Raw genomic sequence first — 21,803 nt, forward strand, 5'->3', positions numbered from 1 at the left:
ACTAGACGGGGCGCAGGCGCGGATCGTAGATGAAGCGTTCGCGCCGCACCACTACGATGTGCTCGGCGTCGGGGTGCGCCGGATTGATCAGGAAATTGCAGTCCGGCACGCCCCGGTAAGGCACGATGGCGCTGGGCAGTTCAAGCAGCGCCGACACGCCGGACTGCACCCAGTTGTCGCCCACCGCCTGCGACGCTTCCGCGAAGGGCACGGCATCCCAGAACGGGTAGTCCTCGTGCAACTGCGTCAGGCTCAGCGCCTGGCGGGCTTCGTGTACGGCGCGCGGCACCGCCAGTTCGATCAGATAGCGGTTGGCCTGTTCGGACGCGCGGGCCGCAAAATGCACCACCGTTTCCAGCGCCGCCAGCGCCACGCTGGCCGAGGCATAGACCACCGCCGTGCCCGGGCTGTTGTAGCGCCCGCCCACGGCCGCGGCGCCCGCCCCGCTCAGGTCGTCGGCGCGGTATTTGCCTGCGGTAGTCCCGATGCGCCAGATCGAAACGCTGTCGTCCGTCATGCGTAGACGCCCGCCGCGGCGCGCGCCAGCGTGTCCTCGACAATGCGGCTGCTGGCGTCGGAGGTCAGCAGCGACAGCGGCTTGACGTTGCCCAGGGCGGGCACTGGCGTGTTCAGCCAGGCGACGGCTTCTTCGTCGCTGCCCAGAACCTGGCGCGCCACCCGCGCCACCCGCGCGACGCGGGCCAGGCGGTCGGATTCGCCCAGCGGCAGCATCAGGCCTTCGCGGCTCCAGCGCGACAGCGAGGCCGCCTTGACCTCGGTGATGGCCATGATTTCCGACTTGGGCACTTGCAGGTAGTCGGCCGCGTCGTCGACCATCTGCGCAGGCAGGCCGCGGCGCACGTCGCGCGCCATGTCGACCAGGGGGCTGTCGACCAGGCTGCGGAACAACTGCTTGGCGCGCGCCGCCGCATGGCGGGACGGACGCTTGGCGGGACTTTTTTCGAGGGCGGCTACGCTCATGGCCTGACTCCTGCAAGTCTGGGCGCCACGACTGCGGACGCACCAGAAATTCCAAATTGAATTCATGATATCCCATTTGGAAAGACCATCACAAGATCCGTCCCCAACAATGCCATGCCTCCGGATAGGCGCGGGATTTGGGCATATCATAGGCGGCTGTAACACGATTGATCAGACACTTATAAGGACTGGCGATGACGGACCGGCAGCTGACGATACTTGCGGCGTTGAATCTCATGGTGGCGGTGGGCGCGGGGGCCTTTGGCGCCCACGGCCTCAAGCGCATGCTGACGCCGGAACTGCTGTCCGTCTGGCAGACCGGCGTGCTGTACCACCTGATCCACGCGCTGGGCCTGTTCGTCGTCGCGCTGCTGGGCGCCCGCTACGGTTCGTCCCTGCTTTCCGCGGCCGGCGTCGTGATGTTCGTCGGCATCGTGCTGTTCAGCGGCAGCCTGTATGTGCTGTCCCTGACGGGCACGCATTGGCTGGGCGCCGTTACCCCCTTCGGCGGCGTCGCCTTCCTGGCGTCTTGGGGCATGGTCGCCCTGGCGGCCTATCGCGCCCAAGGCTGAATCCTCCCCCCTTCCTTTCCTTTCGGGCGGCCCGAACCGCCGCCCTCCCAGGCTGTAGATGTCCACCTCTTCCGTACTTCCCGCCGCCCAGGCCCAATCCGCCGCAGCAGGCATCGCCTGCGTGGTGGGCGGCATTTTCTTCCTGACCTTGAGCGACGCCAACGCCAAATGGCTTGGCGCCAACTACAACCCGCTGCAGATCCTGTTCCTGCGGGCGCTCATCGCCCTGCCTTTCGTCGCCACGCTGGCGCTGTGGCTGGGCGGACGGCGAGTATTGCGCACCGCGCACCCTGGCCTGCACCTGACGCGCGGCGCCATCAACGTCGTGTCGGCCTATTGCTTTTATCTGGGCCTGCGCACGCTGCCGCTGGCCGAAGCCACCGCCATCGCCTTCGCCGCGCCGCTGTTCGTGACGGCGCTATCGGTGCTGGTCCTGAAAGAACGCGTGGACGGCAAGCGCTGGCTGGCCGTGCTGGCCGGGTTCGCCGGCGTGCTGATCGTGGTGCGGCCCGGGGCCGCAACGTTCCAGGCGGCCACCCTGCTTCCGCTGGTCACCGCCTTGCTTTATGGGGTGATGATGATCACGGCGCGCGGCATCAACCGCAACGAAGGCATGCTGACGACCACGCTCTACATCGTGCTGGGCCAGCTGGTCTGTAGCGCGGTCGCCCTGCCTTTGGTCTGGGAGCAGCCCGCGATGGAGGATCTGCCGTACTTCGGCGCCGTCGCCCTGTTCAGCACCCTGGGCCTGGCGTTGATCACCCAGGGATTCCGCATCGGTCCCGCCTCGGTGGTTGCGCCCTTCGACTATACCGGGCTGATCTGGGCCACCATCCTGGGCTGGGTCTTCTGGCATGAGACCCCGGACGCCTATGCCTATCTGGGCGCGCTCTTCATCGCCGGCAGCGGCGTCTACATCGCCCTGCGTGAAGCACGGGCCAAGTCCAGGACCCGCAAACCAACCAAGGCTTGACGCCCGGCTACTCCGTAGGCGGCGGAAAATGCCGTTGCAGCACGCGCGCCACATTGGGCTCCTGCGCCGCCTCGCGCGCCACAGCGGTCAGCGCCGGGCACTCGGACGCGAACCACGCCGGCCCGGGACGCCAATGCGTCATCACCGTGACGTACAGATCCAGCGCAGAAAAGCGCCGGCCCAGCATGTGCGGAGCGCCAGCCTGGCGTTCCAGCTCCTGCCAGATATCCGTCCGCCGCGTATGCACGCGCTGCCTCAGCAGCTCGGCCGCGGGGCCTGCGGTGGTCCATTGCGGCGGGTCGTCGCCATAGGTGAACGTGGGATAGATAGCCGCCACCAGCCGGATCAGCAGATTCAGAAACCGGGCCCGCTCAGGCTTGTCGGGCGCGGGCGCCAGGCCGGCCTGGGGCGCCACATCATTCAGATGCAGGATCATGGCCGCGCTCTCGGTCATGATCTCGCCGTCCGGCAGGACCAGGGTAGGCACCTGCCCCAACGGGTTCAGTTGCAGCAGCCTGTCGCGCTCAGCGCCGGGCTTGAGGTACGGCAGGTCCGTCAAGGTGTGCGGCACGTTGGCCAGTACCAGCGCCATCTCGACGATGGCGGACCCGCAGCCGGCGGACCCGATCAGCTCATACGGTTTCATGGCATTCACTCTCCCTGTTCGGCCGGCGCCAGGCGCAGCAACTCGCCTGGCGAGGCGTCCGTCAACACGTACACATAACCGTCCGGCCCTTGCCGCACGTCGCGTATCCGCTGCTTGCGGTCCGTCAGCAGCCACTCCTGCGCCACCACGCGGTCGCCGTCCAAGGTCAGGCGGATGAGATTCTGGTTGGCCAGTGCGCCGATGAACACGGAATTGCGCCAGGCGGGGAACCGGTCCGCGTTGTAGAAAGCCATGCCGCTGATGGCCGGCGACTTCGGCCACCAGTAGAGCGGCGGCTCCATGCCGGGCAGCTCCGCTGCCTTGGCTTCGGGGATGGGCTGGCCCGAGTAGTTGATGCCGTGGGTGGCCAGCGGCCAGCCGTAGTTCTTGCCGCGCTCGACCAGGTTGATTTCGTCGCCGCCGCGCGGTCCGTGCTCGTTTTCCCAGAGCTGGCCGCTCCAGGGGTTGAGCGCCATGCCCTGGGGATTGCGATGCCCGTAGGACCAGATCTCGGGCCGCGCGCCGGCCTGGCCCACGAAGGGATTGTCGGTCGGCACCGACCCGTCGGCCTTCAGCCGCACCACCTTGCCCTGCAGCTTGTCCAGATCCTGCGCGGTGGGCCGCTGGTTGTTCTCGCCCAGCGAGATGTACAGATAGCCCTTGCCGTCGAACACCAGGCGCGATCCGTAGTGCAGGCCCGACGACAGCTTCGGTTGCTGCCGGAACAGCACGCGGAAATCCTCCAGCGCCGAACCATCGGCGGACAGCTTGCCGCGGCCCACGGCGGTGCCGCTCTTCGAACCATCTGCCTCGGCATAGGACAGATAGACATACCGGTCCTGCGCGAAGTCGGGCGAGAGCGCCACGTCCAGCAGGCCGCCCTGGCCCTGCGCCGCGACCTTGGGCACGCCGGCCAGCGGCTTGGACAAGCCGCCCGGGATGCGCAGCAGCCTGAGGTTGCCGGGACGCTCGGTAATGAGCACGCCGCCCTCGGGCAGAAAGGCCATTGCCCAGGGATGATTGAGTCCGCCCACCACGGCCGTGACGCGGGCCGGGACCGATGCGGGTTCGGGCCCCGGCTGCGCGGACGCGGGCAGCGCCAGCCACAAAGAGAACGACAGGAACAGCGCGCGCGTGATCGCGGCGGGACGTGACGGCATGGGCATCTCCGGCAACGGGTGGCGTACCATATCGGCCAGGAACGGAGATCCCCGTCCTTGCTCTCAGGAGACCCCATCTGATGAAACTGTACTACATGCCCGGCGCGTGCTCGCTCGCTTCCCATATCGTTCTGGAATGGATCGGCAAACCCTACGAAACGCACAAGCTGAGCCGCGACGAACTCAAGGGCCCGGAGTTCCTGAAGGTCAACCCGCTGGGCGCCGTGCCCGCCCTGGCGCACGACGGCTGGACCGTCACGCAGAACGCGGCGATCCTCGAGTACCTGGCTGAACACGCGCCTGAACTGCAGTTGCTGGGCGACGGTTCGCCGCGCTCGCGCGCCGAAGTGCGCCGCTGGCTCGGCTTCATCAACTCGGACATCCACAAGACTTTCTCGATGATCTTCGGTGCGTCGCGTTTCGTCGGCGACGAAGGCGCACAGAAGGAGCTGGCCGGCTCGGCTTCCGCGCTGCTGACCAAGCTCTTCGCGCAGCTGAACGCACAGCTCGCCGGCAAGTCCTACCTGACGGGCGACAAGCCCTCCATCGCCGACGCCTACCTGTACGTGGTGCTGCGCTGGGCGCACGCCAAGGAAGTGAACCTGTCGGGCCTGGACAATCTGGCCGCGTTCTTCAAGCGCATGGAAGCCGACAAGGGCGTGCAGGCCGCGCTCAAGGCCGAAGGCCTGTAAGGTCCGGCCGGGCTTGCCCCTCCGGCGCAAGCCCTCAGCTGGAAGCGCCGGGCGCCAGTTCGCACGGCTCCCCCTCTTCCAGCGTTTTCTTCACCGCCGCCAGAAAGCGCCGCGCCAGCAAGGGCGGCGCGCTCAGATTCGAATGCGTGGCCCAGATATCCACGCTGGCCGCCGGCGATATCGGGCGCAAGACCATGTGCGCGGCCTGGTCCGGCGTCACGCACCAGGCATCGACCAGCGCCGGCCCCAATCCCTGCTGCACGAAAGAACAGGCGGTCACGGGCGAATGCACTTCCACCGCCGCCGCGCAAGCGGGCCCTTCGCCGAAGAAGGGCTTGAGCGCGCGCGCCAGCGGCGTATCGCGCGGATAGCCGATCCAGGCCGCGGTGGAGAAATCCTCCGGCCGCACCACCTCGCGCGCCGCCAGCGGATGCCCGGCAGGCAGCGCGCAGACGATGGGCACCCGCGCCAGGCGCACGGACCGCAGATTGGGATGATCGGGCGGCTGCATGGAGACGCCTATGTCCGCCTGGCCCGATAGAAAATACGCAGCCAGCTCATCGAAGGTCACGCTGCGGTAATCGACGCGCGCGTCCGCATTGCGGCCGCGGAAGCGATCCAGCGCCATCGGAATGAGGCGCTGCCCGAAACTGGCGCTGGCGACGATCTTCAGCATGCCCGCGCCCGACTGGCCCAGGCTGGCAGCCAGGTCGTTCACGCGCTGGATGCCGCCATAGACCTGCTCCACTTCCGCGTACAGCCGCCGCGCCTCGGCCGTCGGCGAGAGCCGGCTCTTCACGCGCTCGAACAGCTTGTAGCCCAACCGGCTCTCGGTCAGCGCCAGCACGCGGCTGACCGCGGGTTGCGATACGTGCAGCATGCGGCCCGCGCCGCTGATCGATCCGGCCATCATGATGGCGCGGAACACCTCGATCTGGCGCAGGTTCAAAGGCCGTCCGGCAGTGGGTCCGACCTCGTCCGCATAGGCATGCTCATCCATTTTTTCCCCTGGCAAATCAGCGCCAAACCGATAACGCCCGATTATAGGTTTTCGACATTTTTCGATGAGGGCGCGCAGAGACGCGGGGTGTAACCTGCCCGCCTCAACACCACAAAACCGAGGGGAATCCACCATGCGTAGCAAACTCTTCCGCGGCCTTTCCGCGTTGGCGCTCGGCGCCGCCATGTCGGCCGCCGCCACCGCCGGCGCGTATCCCGACAAGCCCATCACCTTCGTGGTGCCCTCGGCCGCCGGCGGTTCGCCCGACGTGCTGTCGCGCCTGATCACGACCCAGCTGGCGCGCGACACCGGCGCCACGGTGGTGGTCGAGAACCGCCCCGGCGCCGCCGGCAACATCGGCATCGCCCTGGTCAAGCGCGCCGCGCCCGACGGCTACACGGTCGGCTACGGCAACATCAACACGCTGGCCGTGAACCGTTCGTTGTTCAAGCGCCTGCCCTACGACGTGGACGCGGACCTGACGCCCGTAGCCCATCTGTTCGACCTGTACAACGCGCTGATCGTACCGGCCGACTCCCCCGTCAAGAGCGTGCAGGACCTGATCGACCGCGCCCGCAAGGAACCCGGCCGCCTGTCCTATGGCGCCTCGGGCGTGGGCACGACCGGCCACATGGGCGGCGAACTCTTCAAGAGCATGGCCAAGATCAACGTCATGTTCATTCCCTACAACGGCGGTCCCGCCGCCATCCAGGACCTGCTGGGCGGCCGCCTGGACTACCTGTTCGTCAACACCTCGGAAGCGACCCCGCTGGTCAAGAGCGGCAAGGTCCGCGCCATCGGCGTAAGCAGCCTGAAACGCCTGGCGCTGATGCCCGACGTGCCCACGCTGGACGAAGCCGGCCTGAAGGGCTACGAAACCGTGGCCTGGGGCGGCGTGGTCGCGCCCAAGGGCACTCCGCCGGAAGTGGTCGCCACGCTGAACGCCGCCATCCAGAAGGCGCTGCAGGCGCCTGAAGTCCGCACCGGCCTGGCCACGCTGGGCGCCGAACCGGCCAGCGGCTCGCCCGCCGACTTCAAGCAGCTGATCGACCGCGAAACCGCCAAATGGCAACAGATCATCGACGGCGCCGGCATCGAGAAACTCGACTGATGAGCGCGCGCATGCTGCAAGCAGACTTCATCGTGGCGGGCGCCACGCTCGTCGACGGCACCGGCGGCCCTGCCCGCCAGGGCGACCTGGCCGTGCATGACGGCCGCATCGCCGCGGTGGGCGAATTCGCCCGCCCGGCCGGCGTGCCCGTCATCGACGCCAGCGGCCTGACACTGGCGCCCGGCTTCATCGACTCCCATACCCACGACGACGGCTACCTGCTGGCGCACCCGGACATGCTGCCCAAGGTCTCGCAGGGCATCACCACCGTGGTCACCGGCAATTGCGGCATCAGCCTGGCCCCGTTGGATGGCACTGCCATCCCGCAGCCGCTGGACCTGCTGGGTCCGGCCGAACTGTTCCGTTTCAGCACCTTCCGCGCCTGGATGGACGCACTGCGCGCCACGCCCGCCGCCGTCAACGTGGCGCCGCTGGTCGGCCACACCACGCTGCGCGTGGCGGTCATGGACGACACCTCGCGCGCCGCCGACGCGGACGAACGCGCCGCCATGCGCGCGCTGCTGCAAGAGGCACTGGACGCGGGCGCCTTCGGCGTTTCCACCGGCACCTTCTATCCGCCGGCCAGCGCGGCGCCCACCGACGAGATCATCGAGGTCTGCGCGCCGTTGCGCGGCCGTCCCGGCGTCTACGCCACGCATCTGCGCGACGAGGCCGACCAGATCGTTGCGGCCATGGAAGAAGCGCTGCTGATCGGCCGCGAACTCGACTGCCGCGTGGTGTTCTCGCACCACAAGCTGGCCGGCGAGCGCAACCACGGCCGCAGCCGCGAAACCCTGGACCTGATCAACCGCGCCGCCGCCACCCAGGCGGTGTGCCTGGATTGCCATCCCTACCCCGCCACCTCCACCATGTTGCGGCTGGACCGCGCGCGCCTGGCCAGCCGCACCATGATCACCTGGTCCAAGGGCTACCCCGAAGCCACCGGCCGCGACTTCAGCGAAGTCATGGCCGAACTGGGCCTGGACGACGAAGCGGCCATCGCACGGCTCGCGCCCGCCGGCGCCATCTATTTCCTGATGGATCCGGCCGATGTCGGCCGCATCTTCTCGCATCCACTGACCATGGTGGGCTCGGACGGCCTGCCCTTCGATCCGCATCCGCACCCCCGCCAATGGGGCACCTTCACCAACGTGCTGCGCGCCATGGTGCGTGAACAGCGCCTGCTGACGCTGGAAACCGCCATCCACAAAATGACCGGCCTCGCCGCGGACCAATACGGCATCGCCGAGCGCGGCCTGTTGCGGGAGGGGTATCATGCTGATCTGGTGCTGTTCGATCCCGCCACCGTGACAGATGTGGCCACTTTTTCAGCTCCCATTCAGGCAAGCCAGGGCATCCAAGCGGTTTGGGTCAACGGCAGGCAGGTCTGGGACGGGGAACGGACCAGCGCCGAACGCCCGGGCCAGGTCTTGACGCCCGGGACGGCATTAGCTCGGAGTAAATAACGTGAACAGCTATTCCCAGGGTTGTTACCTGGGTGTATTGGGCGGCATGGGCCCCATGGCGGGCGCCGCCTTTGCCCTGCGCCTGGCGGCATTGACGCCCGCCGCGATCGACCAGCAGCACATCCCTACGCTGCTGCGCAACGACCCCCGCATTCCCGACCGGTCCAGCGCCTACATGGCGGGCGGCGAAAATCCTCTGCCCTACATGCAGGAAGGCGTGCGCTTTCTGCAGAACGCCGGCGCGCAGCTCATCGCCATCCCGTGCAACACGGCCCACCTCTGGTACGACCAGATCGCTGCGTCCACCGACCTGCCCGTGCTGCACATCATCCAGGCCGTCATCGACGACCTGCGCCGCCTGGGCCTGCCCGCCGGCCGCATCGGCCTGATGGGCACCGCCGCCACGCTCAAGCTGGGCCTCTATCAGCAGCATCTGGAAGCGCAAGGCTATGAGTGCATCGTGCCCGACGACGACGAAGTCGAACGCTATTGCATGGGCTCGATCCGCGCGGTCAAGGCCAATCGCCTGGAAGACGCCTACGCGCCAGCCGCCGAATGCATCGCCCGCCTCAAGGCGCGCGGCGCGGACGCCGTGGTGCTGGGCTGCACCGAACTGCCCCTCGCAGTGCCGCACGCGCTGCGCCCAAGCCTGGGCGTGACGCTGACCGACTCCATCGACGCGCTGGCGCGAGCCGCGATCGCGCATTACCAGGCCGAACAGCTGCTGGCGGCCTGAGCCCGCGGCCCCTTCCCCGCGCCAAACAGGCGAAAAAAAAGGCGCATTTTCCAATGCGCCCCAATTTCCCTTCGCGGGGAACAGCAATCAACCGCCCAGATACGCCTTGCGCACCTGGTCGTTGACCAGCAGGTTGGCGCCGGTGTCCTGCAACACCACGCGCCCGTTTTCCAGCACATAGCCGCGGTCGGCCACGCCCAGCGCCTTGTTGGCGTTCTGTTCGACCAGGAACACCGTCACGCCCTGTTCGCGGATCTCGCGGATGATGTCGAAAATCTGGGCGATCACCAGCGGGGCCAGGCCCAGCGTCGGTTCGTCCAGCAGCAACAGGCGCGGACGCGTCATCAGCGCGCGGCCGATGGCCAGCATCTGCTGCTCGCCGCCCGACATCAGGCCAGCGCGTTGGCTGGCGCGTTCTTTCAAGCGCGGAAACAGCCCGTACACGTGGTCGATGCCCGCCTGGATCTCATCGCGCTTGGCGAAGAAGCCGCCCATCATCAGGTTCTCGGCAACGGTCAGGTCCTTGAAGACCCGCCGCCCTTCCGGCGAAATGGCGATGCCATTGCGCATGATGTGGTGCGTGTCCTTGTGGGTGATGTCCTCGCCCTCGAACGTGATCGTGCCTTCGCGTGCCCGCGGGTTGCCGCAGACGGTCATCAGCAGCGTCGTCTTGCCCGCGCCGTTGGCGCCGATCAGCGTGACGATCTCGCCCTTGTTGACCTCCACCGACACCCCGTTCAACGCCTGGATGGCGCCGTAGTAGGTATGAATGTTATCCAGCTTAAGCATTACTCTTCCCCCAGGTACGCCTTGATGACGCGCTCGTCGTTGCGCACCTGCTCGGGGGTGCCGGTAGTGATGGGCTTGCCGTGCTCCATGACCAGGATGCGGTCGGAAATGCCCATGATCAGGCTCATGTCGTGCTCGATCAGCAGCACCGCGACGCCGAATTCGCGCCGCAACTGGTCGATCAGCGACTGCAGATCGCGCTTTTCCTGAGGGTTCAGGCCCGCCGCCGGTTCGTCCAGCATCAGCAGACGCGGCTTGGTGATCATGCAGCGCGCGATCTCCAGGCGGCGCTGGTGGCCGTAGGCCAGGTTGCCCGCCTCGCGGTTGGCGAACTCGCGCAAGCCCATGAAATCCAGCCATTGCGCGGCGCGCGCCAGCGCGTCGGTCTCGGACTGGCGATAGGACTTGAGCTTGAGCAGGCCCGGCAAAAGCCGCGACTCCACCTGGGTGTGCTGCGCCACCAGCAGGTTCTCCAGCACGGTCAGCTGCTTGAACAGGCGCACGTTCTGGAACGTGCGCACCAGCCCATGGCGCGCCACCTTGTGGCTGGGCAGACCGGTGATGGCCTTGCCGTCCATGGTGATGTCGCCCGCCGTCGGCGCATAGAAGCCGCCCACGCAGTTGAACACCGTGGTCTTGCCTGCCCCGTTGGGGCCGATGATGGCGAACACCTCGTCGGATTTGACTTCGAACGCCACGCTGTCCACGGCCAACAGGCCGCCGAACCGCATGGTGAGCCCGGATACTTTCAGCAATGCCTCGCTCATTTAGCCAACTCCACATGGGGACGCTTCATGGGCAACAACCCCTGCGGACGCCACATCATCATCAATACCATCACCAGGCCGAACATCAGCATCCGGTATTCGGCGAATTCGCGCGCCACTTCCGGCAGCACCGTCAGCAGCACGGCCGCCAGGATCACGCCCACCTGCGAGCCCATGCCGCCCAGCACCACGATGGCCAGGATCAGCGCCGATTCGATGAAGGTGAAGGACTCCGGATTCACCATGCCCTGGCGCGCCGCGAAGAACGCGCCGCCAAAACCGGCGAACATGGCGCCCAGCGTGAACGCCGACAGCTTGATCCGCGTGGGATTCAGCCCCAGCGAACGGCAGGCGATCTCGTCCTCGCGCAGCGCTTCCCATGCGCGTCCAACCGGCATGCGGATCAGCCGGGTGGAGACGAACAGCGTCACCAGCGCCAGCAGCAGCGCCATGAGGTACAGGTACACCACCATGTCCTGGTTCTGGAAATTCCAGCCCATGAATTCATGGAAAGTGGTGCCGCCTTCGGTGCTGGCGCGACGCGTCATTTCCAGGCCGAACACCGTCGGCTTGGGAATGCCCGAGATGCCGTCCGGACCGCCGGTCAGCGTGTTCAGGTTGATCAGCAAGAGGCGGATCATTTCACCAAAGCCCAGCGTCACGATGGCGAGGTAGTCGCCGCGCAACCGCAATACCGGAAAGCCCAGGATGAAACCGAACAGCGCGGCCATGGCGCCCGAGAACGGCAGCGCTTCCCAGAAGCTCCAGCCGCCCCAGTGGTACAGCAAGGCGTAGGTATAGGCGCCGACGGCGTAAAAGCCCACGAAGCCCAGGTCCAGCAGGCCGGCAAAACCCACCACGATGTTCAGGCCCAGGCCCAGCATCACGTAGATCAGCACCAGCGTGGCGATGTCCACCGAGCTGCGCCCGGCGAAGAACGGCCAGATGACCGCGATGGCCAACAGCAGAATGGCGAGCGGCTTGTGGCTCTTGGCCGGCGCGGCCGGCAAGGTCGGCAGGCCCGTCTTCAGCTTCTGGAACGGCTTGGCGATCCAGGGGCGCAGCAACTGGAACACGAACACGATGGCGGCGGCAATCGCCACCAGCGACCAGTTCGATTCCATCGTGGTGCGGGCGCCCTGCCGGATCAGCTGCAGGCCGAAGACGGGGGTGACGATGACAGCCGTCAGCACAGCCGCCATCGTGGCGTTTTTCAGATTGTTGTTCGACATCAGACTTTTTCCACCTCAGGTTTGCCCAACAGCCCGGTGGGACGGAACAGCAGGATCAGGATCAGCAGCGAGAACGCCACGATGTCCTTGTACTGTGAGGAGATGTAGGCAGCCGCGAAGGTCTCGGCCAGCCCGAGCAGCACGCCGCCCAGCATGGCGCCGGGGATGCTGCCGATGCCGCCCAGCACCGCCGCGGTAAAGGCCTTGATGCCGGCAAGAAAGCCGATGAAGGGGTTGAGCTTGCCGATGGTGATGGCGATCAGCACGCCGCCCACCGCTGCCAGGATCGCGCCCATCACGAAGGTGAACGAGATCACGCGGTTGGTGTCGATGCCCAGCAGGTTCGCCATGTGCATGTCCTGCGAGCAGGCGCGCGAGGCGCGACCCATGCGGGAATACTTGATGAACAGCGTCAGCCCGATCATCAGCACCACAGTGACCACGATGATCATGATGCGCGAATACGGCACGGTGACGTCGAAGTCGGAGCCCATGTGGAACTGCACGGCGCCGGACACCAGCGATGGCACGGCCATGTCGCGCGCGCCCTGGCCCAGGGCCACCCAGTTCTGCAGGAAGATCGACATGCCGATGGCCGAGATCAGCGCCACCAGACGGGGGCTGCCGCGCACGGGCCGGTAGGCGACGCGCTCGACGCTGAAACCGTAGATGCCCGTGACCACGATGGCCACGACCAGCATGGCCGCGATGATGAACGGTATCGGCAAGCCGCTATTGGTGCCGATGGCCGTCAGGGTGACCAGGCCGACATAGGCGCCGATCATGTAGATTTCGCCGTGAGCGAAGTTGATCATACCGATGATGCCGTAGACCATTGTGTAGCCGATGGCAATCAACGCATAGATCGCGCCCAGAGACAATCCGTTGAAGAATTGCTGGGTAAGTTGGGGTATGAGGTCAGACATTATTTCTCTTGCTCCAAATGGTTCCGGCCCCGGTGGAGAGACCCGGAGCCGGAAACCTGGGCGTATTTTATAAGGGCCTGGCATCTGCGCCCGCCGGCCGCACAGCGCTTTTGGCGCTTCGCTACGCGGATTACGGCAGAACGAGGACGACAGGCCCTACACGCCGGCGACGCCGGCGGGATCGCGAGTTTACAGCTGGGTCTTCTTGCCGTCCTTATCCCATTTGTAGACGGCGAACTCGAAGTTCTTCAGGTCGCCCTTGGCGTCGTACTCGACCGGGCCGATGCCGGTGGAGAACTTGGTCTTGTGCATGTAGTCAGCCACCTTGGCGGGGTCTTCGCCCACCGCGTTGATGCTGTCGGCCAGGATCTGCACGGCGGCGTACGCCGGCATCTGGAAGGCGCCGTCCGGATCGCGCTTGGCGTCCTTGAAGGCCTTCACGATGCTCTCGTTGCCGGGCAGCTTGGTGAAGTCGGCCGGCAGCGTGACCAGCAGGCCGTCGATGGCCGGGCCGGCGATCGCCACCAGATCCTGGTTGGCGGTGCCTTCCGGACCCATGAACTGGACCTTCAGGCCCTGTTCACGCGACTGGCGCAGCAACAGACCCAGTTCGGGGTGGTAGCCGCCGAAATAGACCAGATCCACGCCAGCCGACTTGAGCTTGGTGATGATGGCCGAGTAGTCGCTGTCGCCGACGTTGATGCCTTCGAACATGGCGACGTTCACGCCTTCCTTGCCCAGCGAATCGCGGACCTGGGTGGCCACGCCCGAACCGTAGGTCTGCTTGTCATGCAGCACGGCGACCTTCTTGGGCTTCAGGGTCTTGGCGATGTAGTTGGCGGCGTACGGGCCTTGCTGGTCGTCGCGGCCGATGGTGCGGAAGAAGAAATGCGGCTTGATCGTGTCGGTGACCAGCGGCGAGGTCGCGCCCGGGGTGATGCCGACGATGCCCTCTTCCTCGTAGACCTTCACGGCGGCCACGGTCACGCCCGAGCACGCATGGGCCACGGCGAACTTGGCGCCGGAATTGACCACGCGGTTGGCGGCCGGCACGGCCTGCTTGGGTTCGCAGCCGTCGTCGATGAGGATGGGTTCGAGCTTCTTGCCCTTGACGCCGCCCTTGGCGTTGATGGTCTCGATCGCGGTCAATGCGCCGGCCTGGATCTGGTCGCCGTATTGCGTATTGGGGCCGGTCATGGGCTGGGGAATGCCGATCTTGATCGTGTCGGCGGCGTGCGCGGCGCCAGCCAAGGCAAGTGCCCCAAGCGCCATGGCTACCGGGGTAAGGCGATTCAGAAACTTCATGCGGAGTTCTCCAGCGAGGTTTTGAGCGGCTCTGTCCGACGCGGTTTATCGGTTGGGTAATCCGTTAATCCTCGTCGCCCGTCGCCGGCTTCTTGGGCAAAAACACGGTGTGGCCGGTATTCTGAAAGCAAGCCGTCATACTGTCACTGCGTGTAATCCCCAATATTTAGGCGCGCGCCTTTAATCGTGACGGATAGCCGGGGCAAACCTCTGAAATCGTTGGAGAATCCGCAAGAAAATCGTATTTATCATCTGGCGCGCCACGCGAAATTGTGCATCGAGATATATATCGCGGGCGATTAATACGCCGTTTAAAGACGCATTTAAATACAGTGCTTACGCAGGACTTACGAATAATAATTAACGTGCGTAGTTATTCACTGAATTCAAGCGCGGGGCGGCCCGAAAACCGCAGGCGCCCCGCCGCCTGGTCAGGCATTGGCCGGCTTGGCCAGATTCCACATCAGCGCGCGGAACGGCGCCAGCATGCTGATATTGACCGCGAGCTTGATCGCCAGGTCGCCCATCATCCATGTCATCCAGGGCGCGCCGGTGGCCGCGAATGCAACGCTGAAGAACACGGCCGTATCCAGGATGGCGCCGAGCACGCCCGACACCAGGGGCGCGCGCCACCAGCGCTGGTCGCGCAATCGGTCGAACACCTGGATGTCCACCAGTTGCGCGCAGATATAGGCCAGACCCGAAGCCAGCGCGATGCGCGGCGAGGCCACCCATACCGACACCACCAGGGCGGCGGCAAAGCCGAACCAGACCACCCTGCGCGCGGCCGCCGGGCCGAACCGGCGGTTCAGCACGTCTGTGACCAGGAAGGCGACCGGATAGGACAACCCGCCCCAGGTCAGCCAGTCGTTCAGCGGCACCTGCACCAGGATGTTCGAGCCGACCACCACCACCAGCATGCACAACACGGCAATGGCGAACTGCGGCCGGCTCATGAGCGCAAAGCGCCGGGAGCCTGTGCCCCCGTCCGTGGCCGTCATTTGCCGAACTCCTCCGCCAGCTCGCGCGAGCGTCGGGCGGCGGCCGCCATGGCGTCTTCGACGATGGCGGCAAACCCGGCCGCGCCGAACGCATTGAGCGCCGCCGCCGTGGTGCCGCCCTTGGAGGTGACACGTTCACGCAGGGTGGCCAGCGGTTCAGAGGACTCGGCGGCAAGGCGCGTCGCCCCGGCCAGCGTGCCCAATGCCAGTTGCTTGGCCTGTTCTGCCGTCAGGCCGACCTTCTGGCCGCCCGCCACCAGCGCTTCCAGGAACAGGAATACATAAGCCGGGCCGCTGCCCGACAAGGCCGTCACGCCATCAAGCGCGGCGTCATCGGCGACCCACACCACTTCACCCACGCTGGACAGCAATCGCGCCGCCAGGTCGCGGTCGGCAGCGTCCACCCCGTCCAGCGCCGCCAGGCCGGTAATGCCGGCGCCCACCAGGGCCGGCGTGTTCGGCATGCAGCGCACCAGGCGCTTGAACGGCGCCTCGGGCGTACCGAGCCAGGCCGCCAGCGTATCGGCGCGGATACCGGCCGCCACGCTTACCACCAAAGTGTCTTCGCGCAACCATTGACGCGTGGAAGCCACAACGTCCTTCATGTTCTGTGGCTTGACAGCGAACACCCAGACGCGGCACCGCGCCAGGGCCTCGCCCGGAGCCGTCGCGGTGGTCATGCCGCGGGCCTGCCAGGCGGCATGCGAATCCTGGTTTATGTCAATGACATGTATGTTGCCGGCGGCGCATACTTTGCCGGCCAGGCCCGAGGCCAGGGCAGCGGCCATATTGCCGCCGCCGATGAACGCAATCGAAAGTTCGTTTTTCATAGGAGCCGATTGTAAACGGGAGTTCTCGTTGGGAAAAAAAAGAAAAATGTTCGTTCGCGCCTAAAACGCGCAATTTGACAGGCGTTTGGAGTGATGTGAAAGTCACGGTTTTGTCACAAACAATTCATAAGGTGTCGTGTTTTCTGCGCCCGGACAACCCGGTCGCGTCACGCCCAACTGGAGGAACCTCTCTATGCGATCCCACCGTATTGCCTTAACCTTTGCCGCCATCATGACGGCTTTTGCAGGCGCCTCCGCGCATGCCGCCACCGAGATCCAATTCTGGCACTCGATGGAAGGCGCGCTGGGCGATCGCGTGAACGGCCTGGTCGACGAATTCAACAAAAAGAACCCCGACTACCAAGTCAAGGCAGTCTACAAGGGCAACTACGGTGAATCCATGAACGCCGGCATCGCCGCGTTCCGCGCCGGCAACGCCCCGGACATCCTCCAGGTGTTCGAAGTCGGCACCGCCACCATGATGTACGCCAAGGGCGCCATCAAGCCGGTGCAGCAGATGTCGGAAGAAGTCGGCAACCCGATCGATCCGAAGGAATTCATCGGCGCCGTGGCCGGCTACTACTCGTCGGCCGACGGCAAGCTGGTGTCGATGCCCTTCAACAGCTCGACCGTGGTGTTCTACTACAACAAGGACGCCTTCAAGAAGGCCGGCCTGGACGCCGACAAGCCGCCCAAGACCTGGGAAGAGCTGGCCGCCGCCGGCCAGAAGCTGAAGGCCGCAGGTCAGGAATGCGGCTACACCACCTCCTGGCCGTCGTGGGTCCAGCTGGAAACGTTCTCGGCCTGGCATAACGTGCCGTACGCCACCAAGGACAACGGTTTCGGCGGCCTGGACGCCCGCATCGCCATCAACACCCCGCTGCACGTGCGCCACCTGGAAAACCTGGCCAAGCTGGGCAAGGAAGGCATCTTCATGTACGGCGGCCGCGGCGACGAGCCGAACTCGCTGTTCATCAGCGGCAAGTGCGCCATGATCACCGGTTCGTCCGGCCTGCGCGCCAACATCGCCAAGAACGCCAAGTTCGAATTCGGCACCTCGACCCTGCCCTACTACGCCGACGTGCAAGGCGCGCCGCAGAACACCATCATCGGCGGCGCTTCGCTGTGGGTCTTCGCCAACAAGAAGCCGGAAACCTACAAGGGCGTGACCGCGTTCTTCAAGTTCCTGGCCAGCCCGGAAATCGCCGCCCGCTGGCACCAGCAGACCGGCTACGTGCCCGTCACCAAGGCTGCCTACGAGCTGACCAAGAAGGACGGCTTCTACGACAAGAACCCGGGCACCGAAGTCGGCGTCAAGCAGCTGAACGTCGAAACCACCGCGCAATCGCGCGGCCTGCGCCTGGGCTTCCTGCCGCAGATCCGTGAAATCGAAGACGCCGAAATCGAACGCGTCGTTTCGGGCAAGGTCAGCGCCAAGGACGGCGCCGACAACATCGTCAAGCGCGGCAACGAGCTTCTGGAAAAGTTCGAGAAGAGTGTAAAGTAACGCCCTTCCGCGATACCGGCCCGGTCCTGTCAATCGGTATTTTCCATGCCGTGACAAGGACTTGGGCTGTTTTGCGCCAGGCAGTACAAGGCTTAAGGCCCTGCGGTTTTTAGGGCTTTAAGCCTCTCGTATTTTACGAAGGCGGTTTCAGGCGGCGGTTACTCCAACCGCCGCTTTTCTGTACCTTGGGTTCCCCCTATGGAAAAACGCGTTGTATTCGGGCACAAGACCTTGCCCTATCTGCTGCTCCTGCCGCAGATCATCATTACCGTGGTCTTCTTCTTCCTGCCGGCCGGCCAGGCCATGTGGCAATCGCTGAGGCTGGAAGATGCATTCGGACTGTCCTCCGAGTTCGTCGGACTGGACAACTTCATGGACCTGTTTTCGCAACAGGCCTACCTGGATTCCTTCCGCGTCACCGCCGTATTCTCGATCCTCGTGGCAGTGGTCGGGTTGGGCGTGTCCTTGCTGCTGGCCGTCATGGCAGATCGCGTCATCCGCGGCGCCGGCCTCTACAAGACGCTGCTGATCTGGCCCTACGCCGTGGCGCCCGCCGTGGTCGGCGTGCTGTGGCTGTTCCTGTTTTCGCCTTCCGTCGGCATCCTGGCCGTGGCCCTGCGCCATGCCGGCGTCGACTGGAACCCGCGCCTGGACGGCAACCAGGCCATGACCCTGGTGCTGATCGCCGCCGTGTGGAAGCAGGTGTCGTACAACTTCCTGTTCTTCCTGGCCGGCCTGCAATCGATTCCGCGCTCGCTCATCGAAGCCGCCGCGATCGACGGCGCAAGCCCGTCGCGCCGCTTCTGGAGCATCGTGTTCCCGTTGCTCTCGCCCACCACGTTCTTCCTGCTGGTGGTCAACATCATCTACGCCTTCTTCGACACCTTTGCCGTGGTGGACACGACCACGCAGGGCGGTCCGGGCACGTCGACCTCCATCCTGGTCTACAAGGTGTACAGCGACGGCTTCCGCGGCCTGGACCTCGGTTCGTCCGCGGCGCAGTCGGTGGTGCTGATGTTCATTGTGATTGCCTTGACGGTCGTGCAGTTCCGCTACGTCGACCGCAAAGTGCAGTATTGATTTTGTCCGAGGCTATAAACAATGGTTGAACGCCGTCCCTGGCTGGATATTCTGGCCCACGTCATTCTGCTCTGCGGCGTGGCGATGGTGGCATTTCCGCTCTACGTCACTTTCGTCGCGTCCACCCAGACCGCGCAGGAAGTGGCGTCCGCGCCGATGTCCCTCATCCCCGGCAAGCATTTCGTCGACAACTACATGCAGGCGCTGTTCGGCGGCTCTTCCGGCGGTTCGTCGGGCGCGCCCGTGGGCCGCATGATGTACGTCAGCCTGATCATGGCGCTGGCGATTTCCATCGGCAAGATCGCCATCTCGCTGCTGTCGGCTTTCGCGGTGGTGTATTTCCGCTTCCCCGGCCGCATGTTCTTCTTCTGGATGATCTTCGTCACCCTGATGTTGCCGGTCGAAGTCCGTATCGCGCCCACCTACAAGGTGGTGGCCGACCTCGGCCTGCTCAACAGCTACGCCGGGTTGACCTTGCCGCTGATCGCCTCGGCAACCGCCACCTTCCTGTTCCGCCAGTTCTTCCTGACGGTGCCGGACGAGCTGATCGAGGCCGCGCGCATCGACGGCGCGGGTCCGGTGCGCTTCTTCCGCGACGTGCTGCTGCCCTTGTCCAAGACCAGCATCGCCGCGCTGTTCGTGATCCAGTTCATCTACGGCTGGAACCAATACCTGTGGCCGCTGCTCGTGACCACGCAGGAAGACATGTACCCCGTCGTCATCGGCATCAAGCGGATGATCAGCGGCGGCGACAGCGTGACCGAATGGAACATCACCATGGCCACCGCCATGCTTGCGATGATCCCGCCGGCGCTGGTCGTCATCCTGATGCAGAAATGGTTCGTCAAGGGTCTGGTCGACACTGAAAAGTGACGGTCACCCGCCCTCGCCCACCCGAACACGACTCCGAACACGAATAACTCATGGCTACTCTCAGCTTTCGCAACGTCAAGAAAACCTATGCCGGCAATGTGCCGGTCATCCATGGCATCGACATGGACGTCAAGGACGGTGAATTCATCGTCATCGTCGGCCCCTCGGGCTGCGGCAAATCCACGCTGATGCGCATGGTCGCCGGCCTGGAAACCGTCACCGGCGGCGAAATCGTCATCGACGACAAGATCGTAAACAACCTGGAACCGGCCGAGCGCGACATCGCGATGGTGTTCCAGAACTACGCGCTCTACCCGCACATGACCGTGTTCGAGAACATGGCCTACGGCTTGAAGATCCGCAAGTTCTCCAAGGACGAGATCAAGAAGCGCGTGGACGCGGCCGCGCAGATCCTGGAACTCGGTCACCTGCTGGACCGCCGCCCGCGCGCCCTGTCCGGCGGCCAGCGCCAGCGCGTGGCCATGGGCCGCGCCATCGTGCGCGAACCCAAGGTGTTCCTGTTCGACGAACCGCTGTCGAACCTGGACGCCAAGCTGCGCGTGGCGATGCGCCTGGAAATCATGAAGCTGCATCGCCGCCTGGGCACCACCAGCCTGTACGTGACCCACGACCAGGTCGAGGCCATGACGCTGGCCCACCGCATGATCGTCATGTACCAGGGCGTGCCCGAGCAGATCGGCACGCCGATGGAAGTGTTCGAAAAGCCCGCCTCGACCTTCGTCGCCGGCTTCATCGGTTCGCCGCCGATGAACCTGATGGAAGTCAACGTCGCGGGCGACGGCACGGTGCAGACGCTGGACGGCATCGCGCTGGACATCTCGCCGCTGCAGGTGCCCTCGCAAGTGCGCGGCCGCAAGATCATCATGGGCATGCGTCCCGAGCACATGCTGCTGAACACCCAGGGCGTGCCGGCCGAAGTCGAAATGGTCGAAACGCTGGGTTCCGAACAGCTGGTCCACAGCCGCTGCGGCAAGAACATGCTGGTCGTGCGTTGCACCACGCGCCAGCTGTCCGAGTCGTCGGCCAAGGTCGGCGACCGCGTCAGCCTGGGCCCGGACGGCCGCCATCCGCTGCACTGGTTCGAGGCCGACAGCGGCCGCCGCGTGCAAGGCCTGTAAAGCCATCGCTGGACGGAAGCGGCGGCTGCGCCCGCCCGCTTCCGTCTCACCCGCTCCCGGCCGGGAACGGGCTTCCCCCCGATCAATACGTGTACGTCATCATGGTGCCGATGGTGTACTGCGCGCGATCCCGCACGATGGGACTGTCCGCCGCGTCGCCGTACAGGCGCCGCGCTTCCGCCGACGTGGTCCACGACCAGGACTTGGAGAGCGGCACGGCCCAGGTCGCGCCCAGGCCCACGCTTTCCAGACCGCCCTTGGGCGTGTACTTGCGATAGCCGGACTTTGCCGACTGGTTGCCGCTGACGCCATACCAGGTGCGCATGTAATTGCCGTCGCCGAAAGTGCCGGACAGCGCCAGCGAAATCGCCCCGGCGCTACCCTCGTACACGGTGGTGCTGGCTCCCAGGTTGAACATGGTGTAAGCGCTGCCTACGTCGCGGTTGTCGCCCTTCTTGAATGCATGCGCCACCGTTGCCGACAGGGTCACTGGGCCTATCGTCGTTTCAGCGTCCATACCGATCTGCGCGCGGCTTTCGATGTCGCCCATGCCGCGCAGCTTGTCCGAGCCCTCGAACCCCTTCTTGTGGTCCTTGCGCGAAGCGCTGGGCGCAAGATAAAAGCGGAACGTGCTGTCCAGCGCCTGGGTTTCCCAGCCCAGGCCGTGGTCGGTGCTGAGGAAGAAGCCACCGGGGCTGCGCACGCCCAGGCCGATGATCGGCACGGCGGAATACTCGTCGCTGCCGCTGTAGCGCGGCGCGTAGCCCGCGCCCAGCGTGCCGTAGAACAGCCATTCGTCGGCCGGCCCCTCCCCCGTCGCCACCGTCAACCCGCGCGAGCTGGCCCCGCGCTGGCCGTAGACGGAACTGTTCGCAGCGTCATCGGCCAGGGACAGTCCCGGGACTAAAGCCAGCAGGCAAGCAGCGCCGGCGCCGCGCGTAAGCAGGGTGGAACGGATTTTTCGCTTCATAACAGCTTCCAAGAAACGAGGTTGAGGGGGGTAAAACCGTGGAGCCG

The 21,803-nt window shown here is 65.4% G+C and carries 23 protein-coding genes; 10 read left to right on the forward strand and 13 right to left on the reverse strand.

The annotated features are described in order from the left end of the window. Position 1 precedes the first annotated feature (1 nt). Entirely contained in the window at positions 2-517 is a 516-nt protein-coding gene (locus IB258_RS03665; RefSeq protein WP_054454184.1) for an RES family NAD+ phosphorylase, read from the reverse strand. Further along, positions 514-981: an antitoxin Xre/MbcA/ParS toxin-binding domain-containing protein gene (locus IB258_RS03670; RefSeq protein WP_054454182.1), complete on the reverse strand. Its 468-nt coding sequence runs from the start codon at positions 979-981 to the stop codon at positions 514-516. The genes IB258_RS03665 and IB258_RS03670 overlap by 4 nt, the downstream gene beginning before the upstream one ends. Before the next feature lie 194 nt (positions 982-1,175). Here IB258_RS03670 and IB258_RS03675 point away from each other — a divergent pair, with 194 nt between their 5' ends. Together IB258_RS03675 and IB258_RS03680 are read left to right on the forward strand one after the other, a co-directional pair. Continuing rightward, the gene (locus tag IB258_RS03675; protein WP_054454180.1) at positions 1,176-1,553 is read left to right on the forward strand and encodes a DUF423 domain-containing protein; all 378 of its coding nucleotides are present in this window, start codon (positions 1,176-1,178) and stop codon (positions 1,551-1,553) included. Between the two features lie 58 nt (positions 1,554-1,611). Then, positions 1,612-2,526 carry a DMT family transporter gene (locus IB258_RS03680; RefSeq protein WP_119451566.1) on the forward strand — a complete coding sequence of 305 codons (915 nt, stop codon included), beginning with the start codon at positions 1,612-1,614 and terminating at the stop codon, positions 2,524-2,526. A 7-nt stretch (positions 2,527-2,533) separates the two neighbouring features. Here IB258_RS03680 and IB258_RS03685 read toward each other — a convergent pair whose 3' ends face one another. Both IB258_RS03685 and IB258_RS03690 read right to left on the reverse strand, forming a co-directional pair. Next, positions 2,534-3,172 carry a glutathione S-transferase family protein gene (locus tag IB258_RS03685; protein ID WP_054454840.1) on the reverse strand — a complete coding sequence of 213 codons (639 nt, stop codon included), beginning with the start codon at positions 3,170-3,172 and terminating at the stop codon, positions 2,534-2,536. Between the two features lie 5 nt (positions 3,173-3,177). Further along, positions 3,178-4,332 carry a PQQ-dependent sugar dehydrogenase gene (locus tag IB258_RS03690; protein ID WP_119451567.1) on the reverse strand — a complete coding sequence of 385 codons (1,155 nt, stop codon included), beginning with the start codon at positions 4,330-4,332 and terminating at the stop codon, positions 3,178-3,180. Positions 4,333-4,412: 80 nt separating this feature from the next. Between IB258_RS03690 and IB258_RS03695 the strand changes: the two genes are divergently transcribed. Beyond that, the gene (locus IB258_RS03695; RefSeq protein WP_054454174.1) at positions 4,413-5,024 is read left to right on the forward strand and encodes a glutathione S-transferase family protein; all 612 of its coding nucleotides are present in this window, start codon (positions 4,413-4,415) and stop codon (positions 5,022-5,024) included. Positions 5,025-5,058: 34 nt separating this feature from the next. Here IB258_RS03695 and IB258_RS03700 read toward each other — a convergent pair whose 3' ends face one another. Beyond that, positions 5,059-6,024: a LysR family transcriptional regulator gene (locus IB258_RS03700; protein WP_192352164.1), complete on the reverse strand. Its 966-nt coding sequence runs from the start codon at positions 6,022-6,024 to the stop codon at positions 5,059-5,061. Positions 6,025-6,157: 133 nt separating this feature from the next. On the opposite strand from IB258_RS03700, the gene IB258_RS03705 reads away from it, so the two are divergent. Genes IB258_RS03705 through IB258_RS03715 form a run of 3 tightly spaced genes read left to right on the forward strand, consistent with a single transcriptional unit; the run spans position 6,158 to position 9,337 of the window. Continuing rightward, the gene (locus tag IB258_RS03705; RefSeq protein WP_054454171.1) at positions 6,158-7,135 is read left to right on the forward strand and encodes a tripartite tricarboxylate transporter substrate binding protein; all 978 of its coding nucleotides are present in this window, start codon (positions 6,158-6,160) and stop codon (positions 7,133-7,135) included. Next, positions 7,135-8,601: an amidohydrolase family protein gene (locus IB258_RS03710; RefSeq protein ID WP_192352165.1), complete on the forward strand. Its 1,467-nt coding sequence runs from the start codon at positions 7,135-7,137 to the stop codon at positions 8,599-8,601. The genes IB258_RS03705 and IB258_RS03710 overlap by 1 nt, the downstream gene beginning before the upstream one ends. A 1-nt stretch (position 8,602) precedes the next feature. Next, a complete protein-coding gene (locus IB258_RS03715; protein ID WP_088140656.1) occupies positions 8,603-9,337 on the forward strand; it encodes an aspartate/glutamate racemase family protein in 735 nt (244 codons plus the stop codon). An 87-nt stretch (positions 9,338-9,424) separates the two neighbouring features. Here the strand turns inward: IB258_RS03715 and IB258_RS03720 are convergent, their stop codons facing one another. The 7 genes from IB258_RS03720 to proC all read right to left on the reverse strand — a co-directional run bounded on the left by IB258_RS03720 (position 9,425) and on the right by proC (position 16,187). Beyond that, positions 9,425-10,126 (reverse strand): ABC transporter ATP-binding protein, encoded by a 702-nt coding sequence (locus IB258_RS03720; RefSeq protein WP_054454165.1) that lies wholly within the window; start codon positions 10,124-10,126, stop codon positions 9,425-9,427. Next, positions 10,126-10,893: a high-affinity branched-chain amino acid ABC transporter ATP-binding protein LivG gene (gene livG, locus IB258_RS03725; protein WP_013393946.1), complete on the reverse strand. Its 768-nt coding sequence runs from the start codon at positions 10,891-10,893 to the stop codon at positions 10,126-10,128. Before livG ends, IB258_RS03720 begins: the two co-directional genes overlap by 1 nt. Beyond that, a complete protein-coding gene (locus IB258_RS03730; RefSeq protein WP_054454162.1) occupies positions 10,890-12,125 on the reverse strand; it encodes a high-affinity branched-chain amino acid ABC transporter permease LivM in 1,236 nt (411 codons plus the stop codon). The genes livG and IB258_RS03730 overlap by 4 nt, the downstream gene beginning before the upstream one ends. After that, positions 12,125-13,051 (reverse strand): high-affinity branched-chain amino acid ABC transporter permease LivH, encoded by a 927-nt coding sequence (gene livH / locus IB258_RS03735; RefSeq protein ID WP_054454161.1) that lies wholly within the window; start codon positions 13,049-13,051, stop codon positions 12,125-12,127. The genes IB258_RS03730 and livH overlap by 1 nt, the downstream gene beginning before the upstream one ends. A 189-nt stretch (positions 13,052-13,240) precedes the next feature. Next, positions 13,241-14,356 (reverse strand): high-affinity branched-chain amino acid ABC transporter substrate-binding protein, encoded by a 1,116-nt coding sequence (locus IB258_RS03740; protein WP_054454159.1) that lies wholly within the window; start codon positions 14,354-14,356, stop codon positions 13,241-13,243. Between the two features lie 431 nt (positions 14,357-14,787). Then, complete coding sequence (locus IB258_RS03745; protein ID WP_370127624.1) at positions 14,788-15,357, reverse strand: VUT family protein; 570 nt, start codon at positions 15,355-15,357, stop codon at positions 14,788-14,790. Beyond that, positions 15,354-16,187, reverse strand: a complete 834-nt coding sequence (gene proC / locus IB258_RS03750; RefSeq protein WP_054454155.1) for a pyrroline-5-carboxylate reductase — start codon at positions 16,185-16,187, stop codon at positions 15,354-15,356. The genes IB258_RS03745 and proC overlap by 4 nt, the downstream gene beginning before the upstream one ends. A 193-nt stretch (positions 16,188-16,380) precedes the next feature. Here proC and ugpB point away from each other — a divergent pair, with 193 nt between their 5' ends. The 4 genes from ugpB to IB258_RS03770 all read left to right on the forward strand — a co-directional run bounded on the left by ugpB (position 16,381) and on the right by IB258_RS03770 (position 20,786). Continuing rightward, the gene (ugpB, locus tag IB258_RS03755) at positions 16,381-17,694 is read left to right on the forward strand and encodes a sn-glycerol-3-phosphate ABC transporter substrate-binding protein UgpB (protein ID WP_054454152.1); all 1,314 of its coding nucleotides are present in this window, start codon (positions 16,381-16,383) and stop codon (positions 17,692-17,694) included. A gap of 198 nt (positions 17,695-17,892) precedes the next feature. Continuing rightward, positions 17,893-18,774, forward strand: a complete 882-nt coding sequence (ugpA, locus tag IB258_RS03760) for a sn-glycerol-3-phosphate ABC transporter permease UgpA (protein WP_054454150.1) — start codon at positions 17,893-17,895, stop codon at positions 18,772-18,774. A 21-nt stretch (positions 18,775-18,795) separates the two neighbouring features. Further along, the gene (ugpE, locus tag IB258_RS03765; protein WP_013393954.1) at positions 18,796-19,647 is read left to right on the forward strand and encodes a sn-glycerol-3-phosphate ABC transporter permease UgpE; all 852 of its coding nucleotides are present in this window, start codon (positions 18,796-18,798) and stop codon (positions 19,645-19,647) included. A gap of 50 nt (positions 19,648-19,697) precedes the next feature. Next, a complete protein-coding gene (locus IB258_RS03770) occupies positions 19,698-20,786 on the forward strand; it encodes a sn-glycerol-3-phosphate import ATP-binding protein UgpC (RefSeq protein WP_192352166.1) in 1,089 nt (362 codons plus the stop codon). 82 nt (positions 20,787-20,868) lie between these two features. On the opposite strand, the gene IB258_RS03775 is transcribed toward IB258_RS03770, so the two are convergent. Next, a complete protein-coding gene (locus tag IB258_RS03775) occupies positions 20,869-21,756 on the reverse strand; it encodes a MipA/OmpV family protein (RefSeq protein ID WP_192352167.1) in 888 nt (295 codons plus the stop codon). Positions 21,757-21,803: the final 47 nt, after the last annotated feature.

This window comes from Achromobacter sp. ACM02, assembly GCF_014851605.1.
GTDB lineage: Bacteria > Pseudomonadota > Gammaproteobacteria > Burkholderiales > Burkholderiaceae_B > Achromobacter > Achromobacter aegrifaciens.

Excerpts from the sequence above, each read along its gene's own strand:
- IB258_RS03665 (WP_054454184.1), bottom strand. The coding sequence starts at position 517 with ATGACGGACGACAGCGTTTCGATCTGGCGCATCGGGACTACCGCAGGC.
- IB258_RS03670 (WP_054454182.1), bottom strand. The coding sequence starts at position 981 with ATGAGCGTAGCCGCCCTCGAAAAAAGTCCCGCCAAGCGTCCGTCCCGC.
- IB258_RS03675 (WP_054454180.1), top strand. The coding sequence starts at position 1,176 with ATGACGGACCGGCAGCTGACGATACTTGCGGCGTTGAATCTCATGGTG.
- IB258_RS03680 (WP_119451566.1), top strand. The coding sequence starts at position 1,612 with ATGTCCACCTCTTCCGTACTTCCCGCCGCCCAGGCCCAATCCGCCGCA.
- IB258_RS03685 (WP_054454840.1), bottom strand. The coding sequence starts at position 3,172 with ATGAAACCGTATGAGCTGATCGGGTCCGCCGGCTGCGGGTCCGCCATC.
- IB258_RS03690 (WP_119451567.1), bottom strand. The coding sequence starts at position 4,332 with ATGCCGTCACGTCCCGCCGCGATCACGCGCGCGCTGTTCCTGTCGTTC.
- IB258_RS03695 (WP_054454174.1), top strand. The coding sequence starts at position 4,413 with ATGAAACTGTACTACATGCCCGGCGCGTGCTCGCTCGCTTCCCATATC.
- IB258_RS03700 (WP_192352164.1), bottom strand. The coding sequence starts at position 6,024 with ATGGATGAGCATGCCTATGCGGACGAGGTCGGACCCACTGCCGGACGG.
- IB258_RS03705 (WP_054454171.1), top strand. The coding sequence starts at position 6,158 with ATGCGTAGCAAACTCTTCCGCGGCCTTTCCGCGTTGGCGCTCGGCGCC.
- IB258_RS03710 (WP_192352165.1), top strand. The coding sequence starts at position 7,135 with ATGAGCGCGCGCATGCTGCAAGCAGACTTCATCGTGGCGGGCGCCACG.
- IB258_RS03720 (WP_054454165.1), bottom strand. The coding sequence starts at position 10,126 with ATGCTTAAGCTGGATAACATTCATACCTACTACGGCGCCATCCAGGCG.
- livG (WP_013393946.1), bottom strand. The coding sequence starts at position 10,893 with ATGAGCGAGGCATTGCTGAAAGTATCCGGGCTCACCATGCGGTTCGGC.
- IB258_RS03730 (WP_054454162.1), bottom strand. The coding sequence starts at position 12,125 with ATGTCGAACAACAATCTGAAAAACGCCACGATGGCGGCTGTGCTGACG.
- livH (WP_054454161.1), bottom strand. The coding sequence starts at position 13,051 with ATGTCTGACCTCATACCCCAACTTACCCAGCAATTCTTCAACGGATTG.
- IB258_RS03740 (WP_054454159.1), bottom strand. The coding sequence starts at position 14,356 with ATGAAGTTTCTGAATCGCCTTACCCCGGTAGCCATGGCGCTTGGGGCA.
- IB258_RS03745 (WP_370127624.1), bottom strand. The coding sequence starts at position 15,357 with ATGACGGCCACGGACGGGGGCACAGGCTCCCGGCGCTTTGCGCTCATG.
- proC (WP_054454155.1), bottom strand. The coding sequence starts at position 16,187 with ATGAAAAACGAACTTTCGATTGCGTTCATCGGCGGCGGCAATATGGCC.
- ugpB (WP_054454152.1), top strand. The coding sequence starts at position 16,381 with ATGCGATCCCACCGTATTGCCTTAACCTTTGCCGCCATCATGACGGCT.
- ugpA (WP_054454150.1), top strand. The coding sequence starts at position 17,893 with ATGGAAAAACGCGTTGTATTCGGGCACAAGACCTTGCCCTATCTGCTG.
- ugpE (WP_013393954.1), top strand. The coding sequence starts at position 18,796 with ATGGTTGAACGCCGTCCCTGGCTGGATATTCTGGCCCACGTCATTCTG.
- IB258_RS03770 (WP_192352166.1), top strand. The coding sequence starts at position 19,698 with ATGGCTACTCTCAGCTTTCGCAACGTCAAGAAAACCTATGCCGGCAAT.
- IB258_RS03775 (WP_192352167.1), bottom strand. The coding sequence starts at position 21,756 with ATGAAGCGAAAAATCCGTTCCACCCTGCTTACGCGCGGCGCCGGCGCT.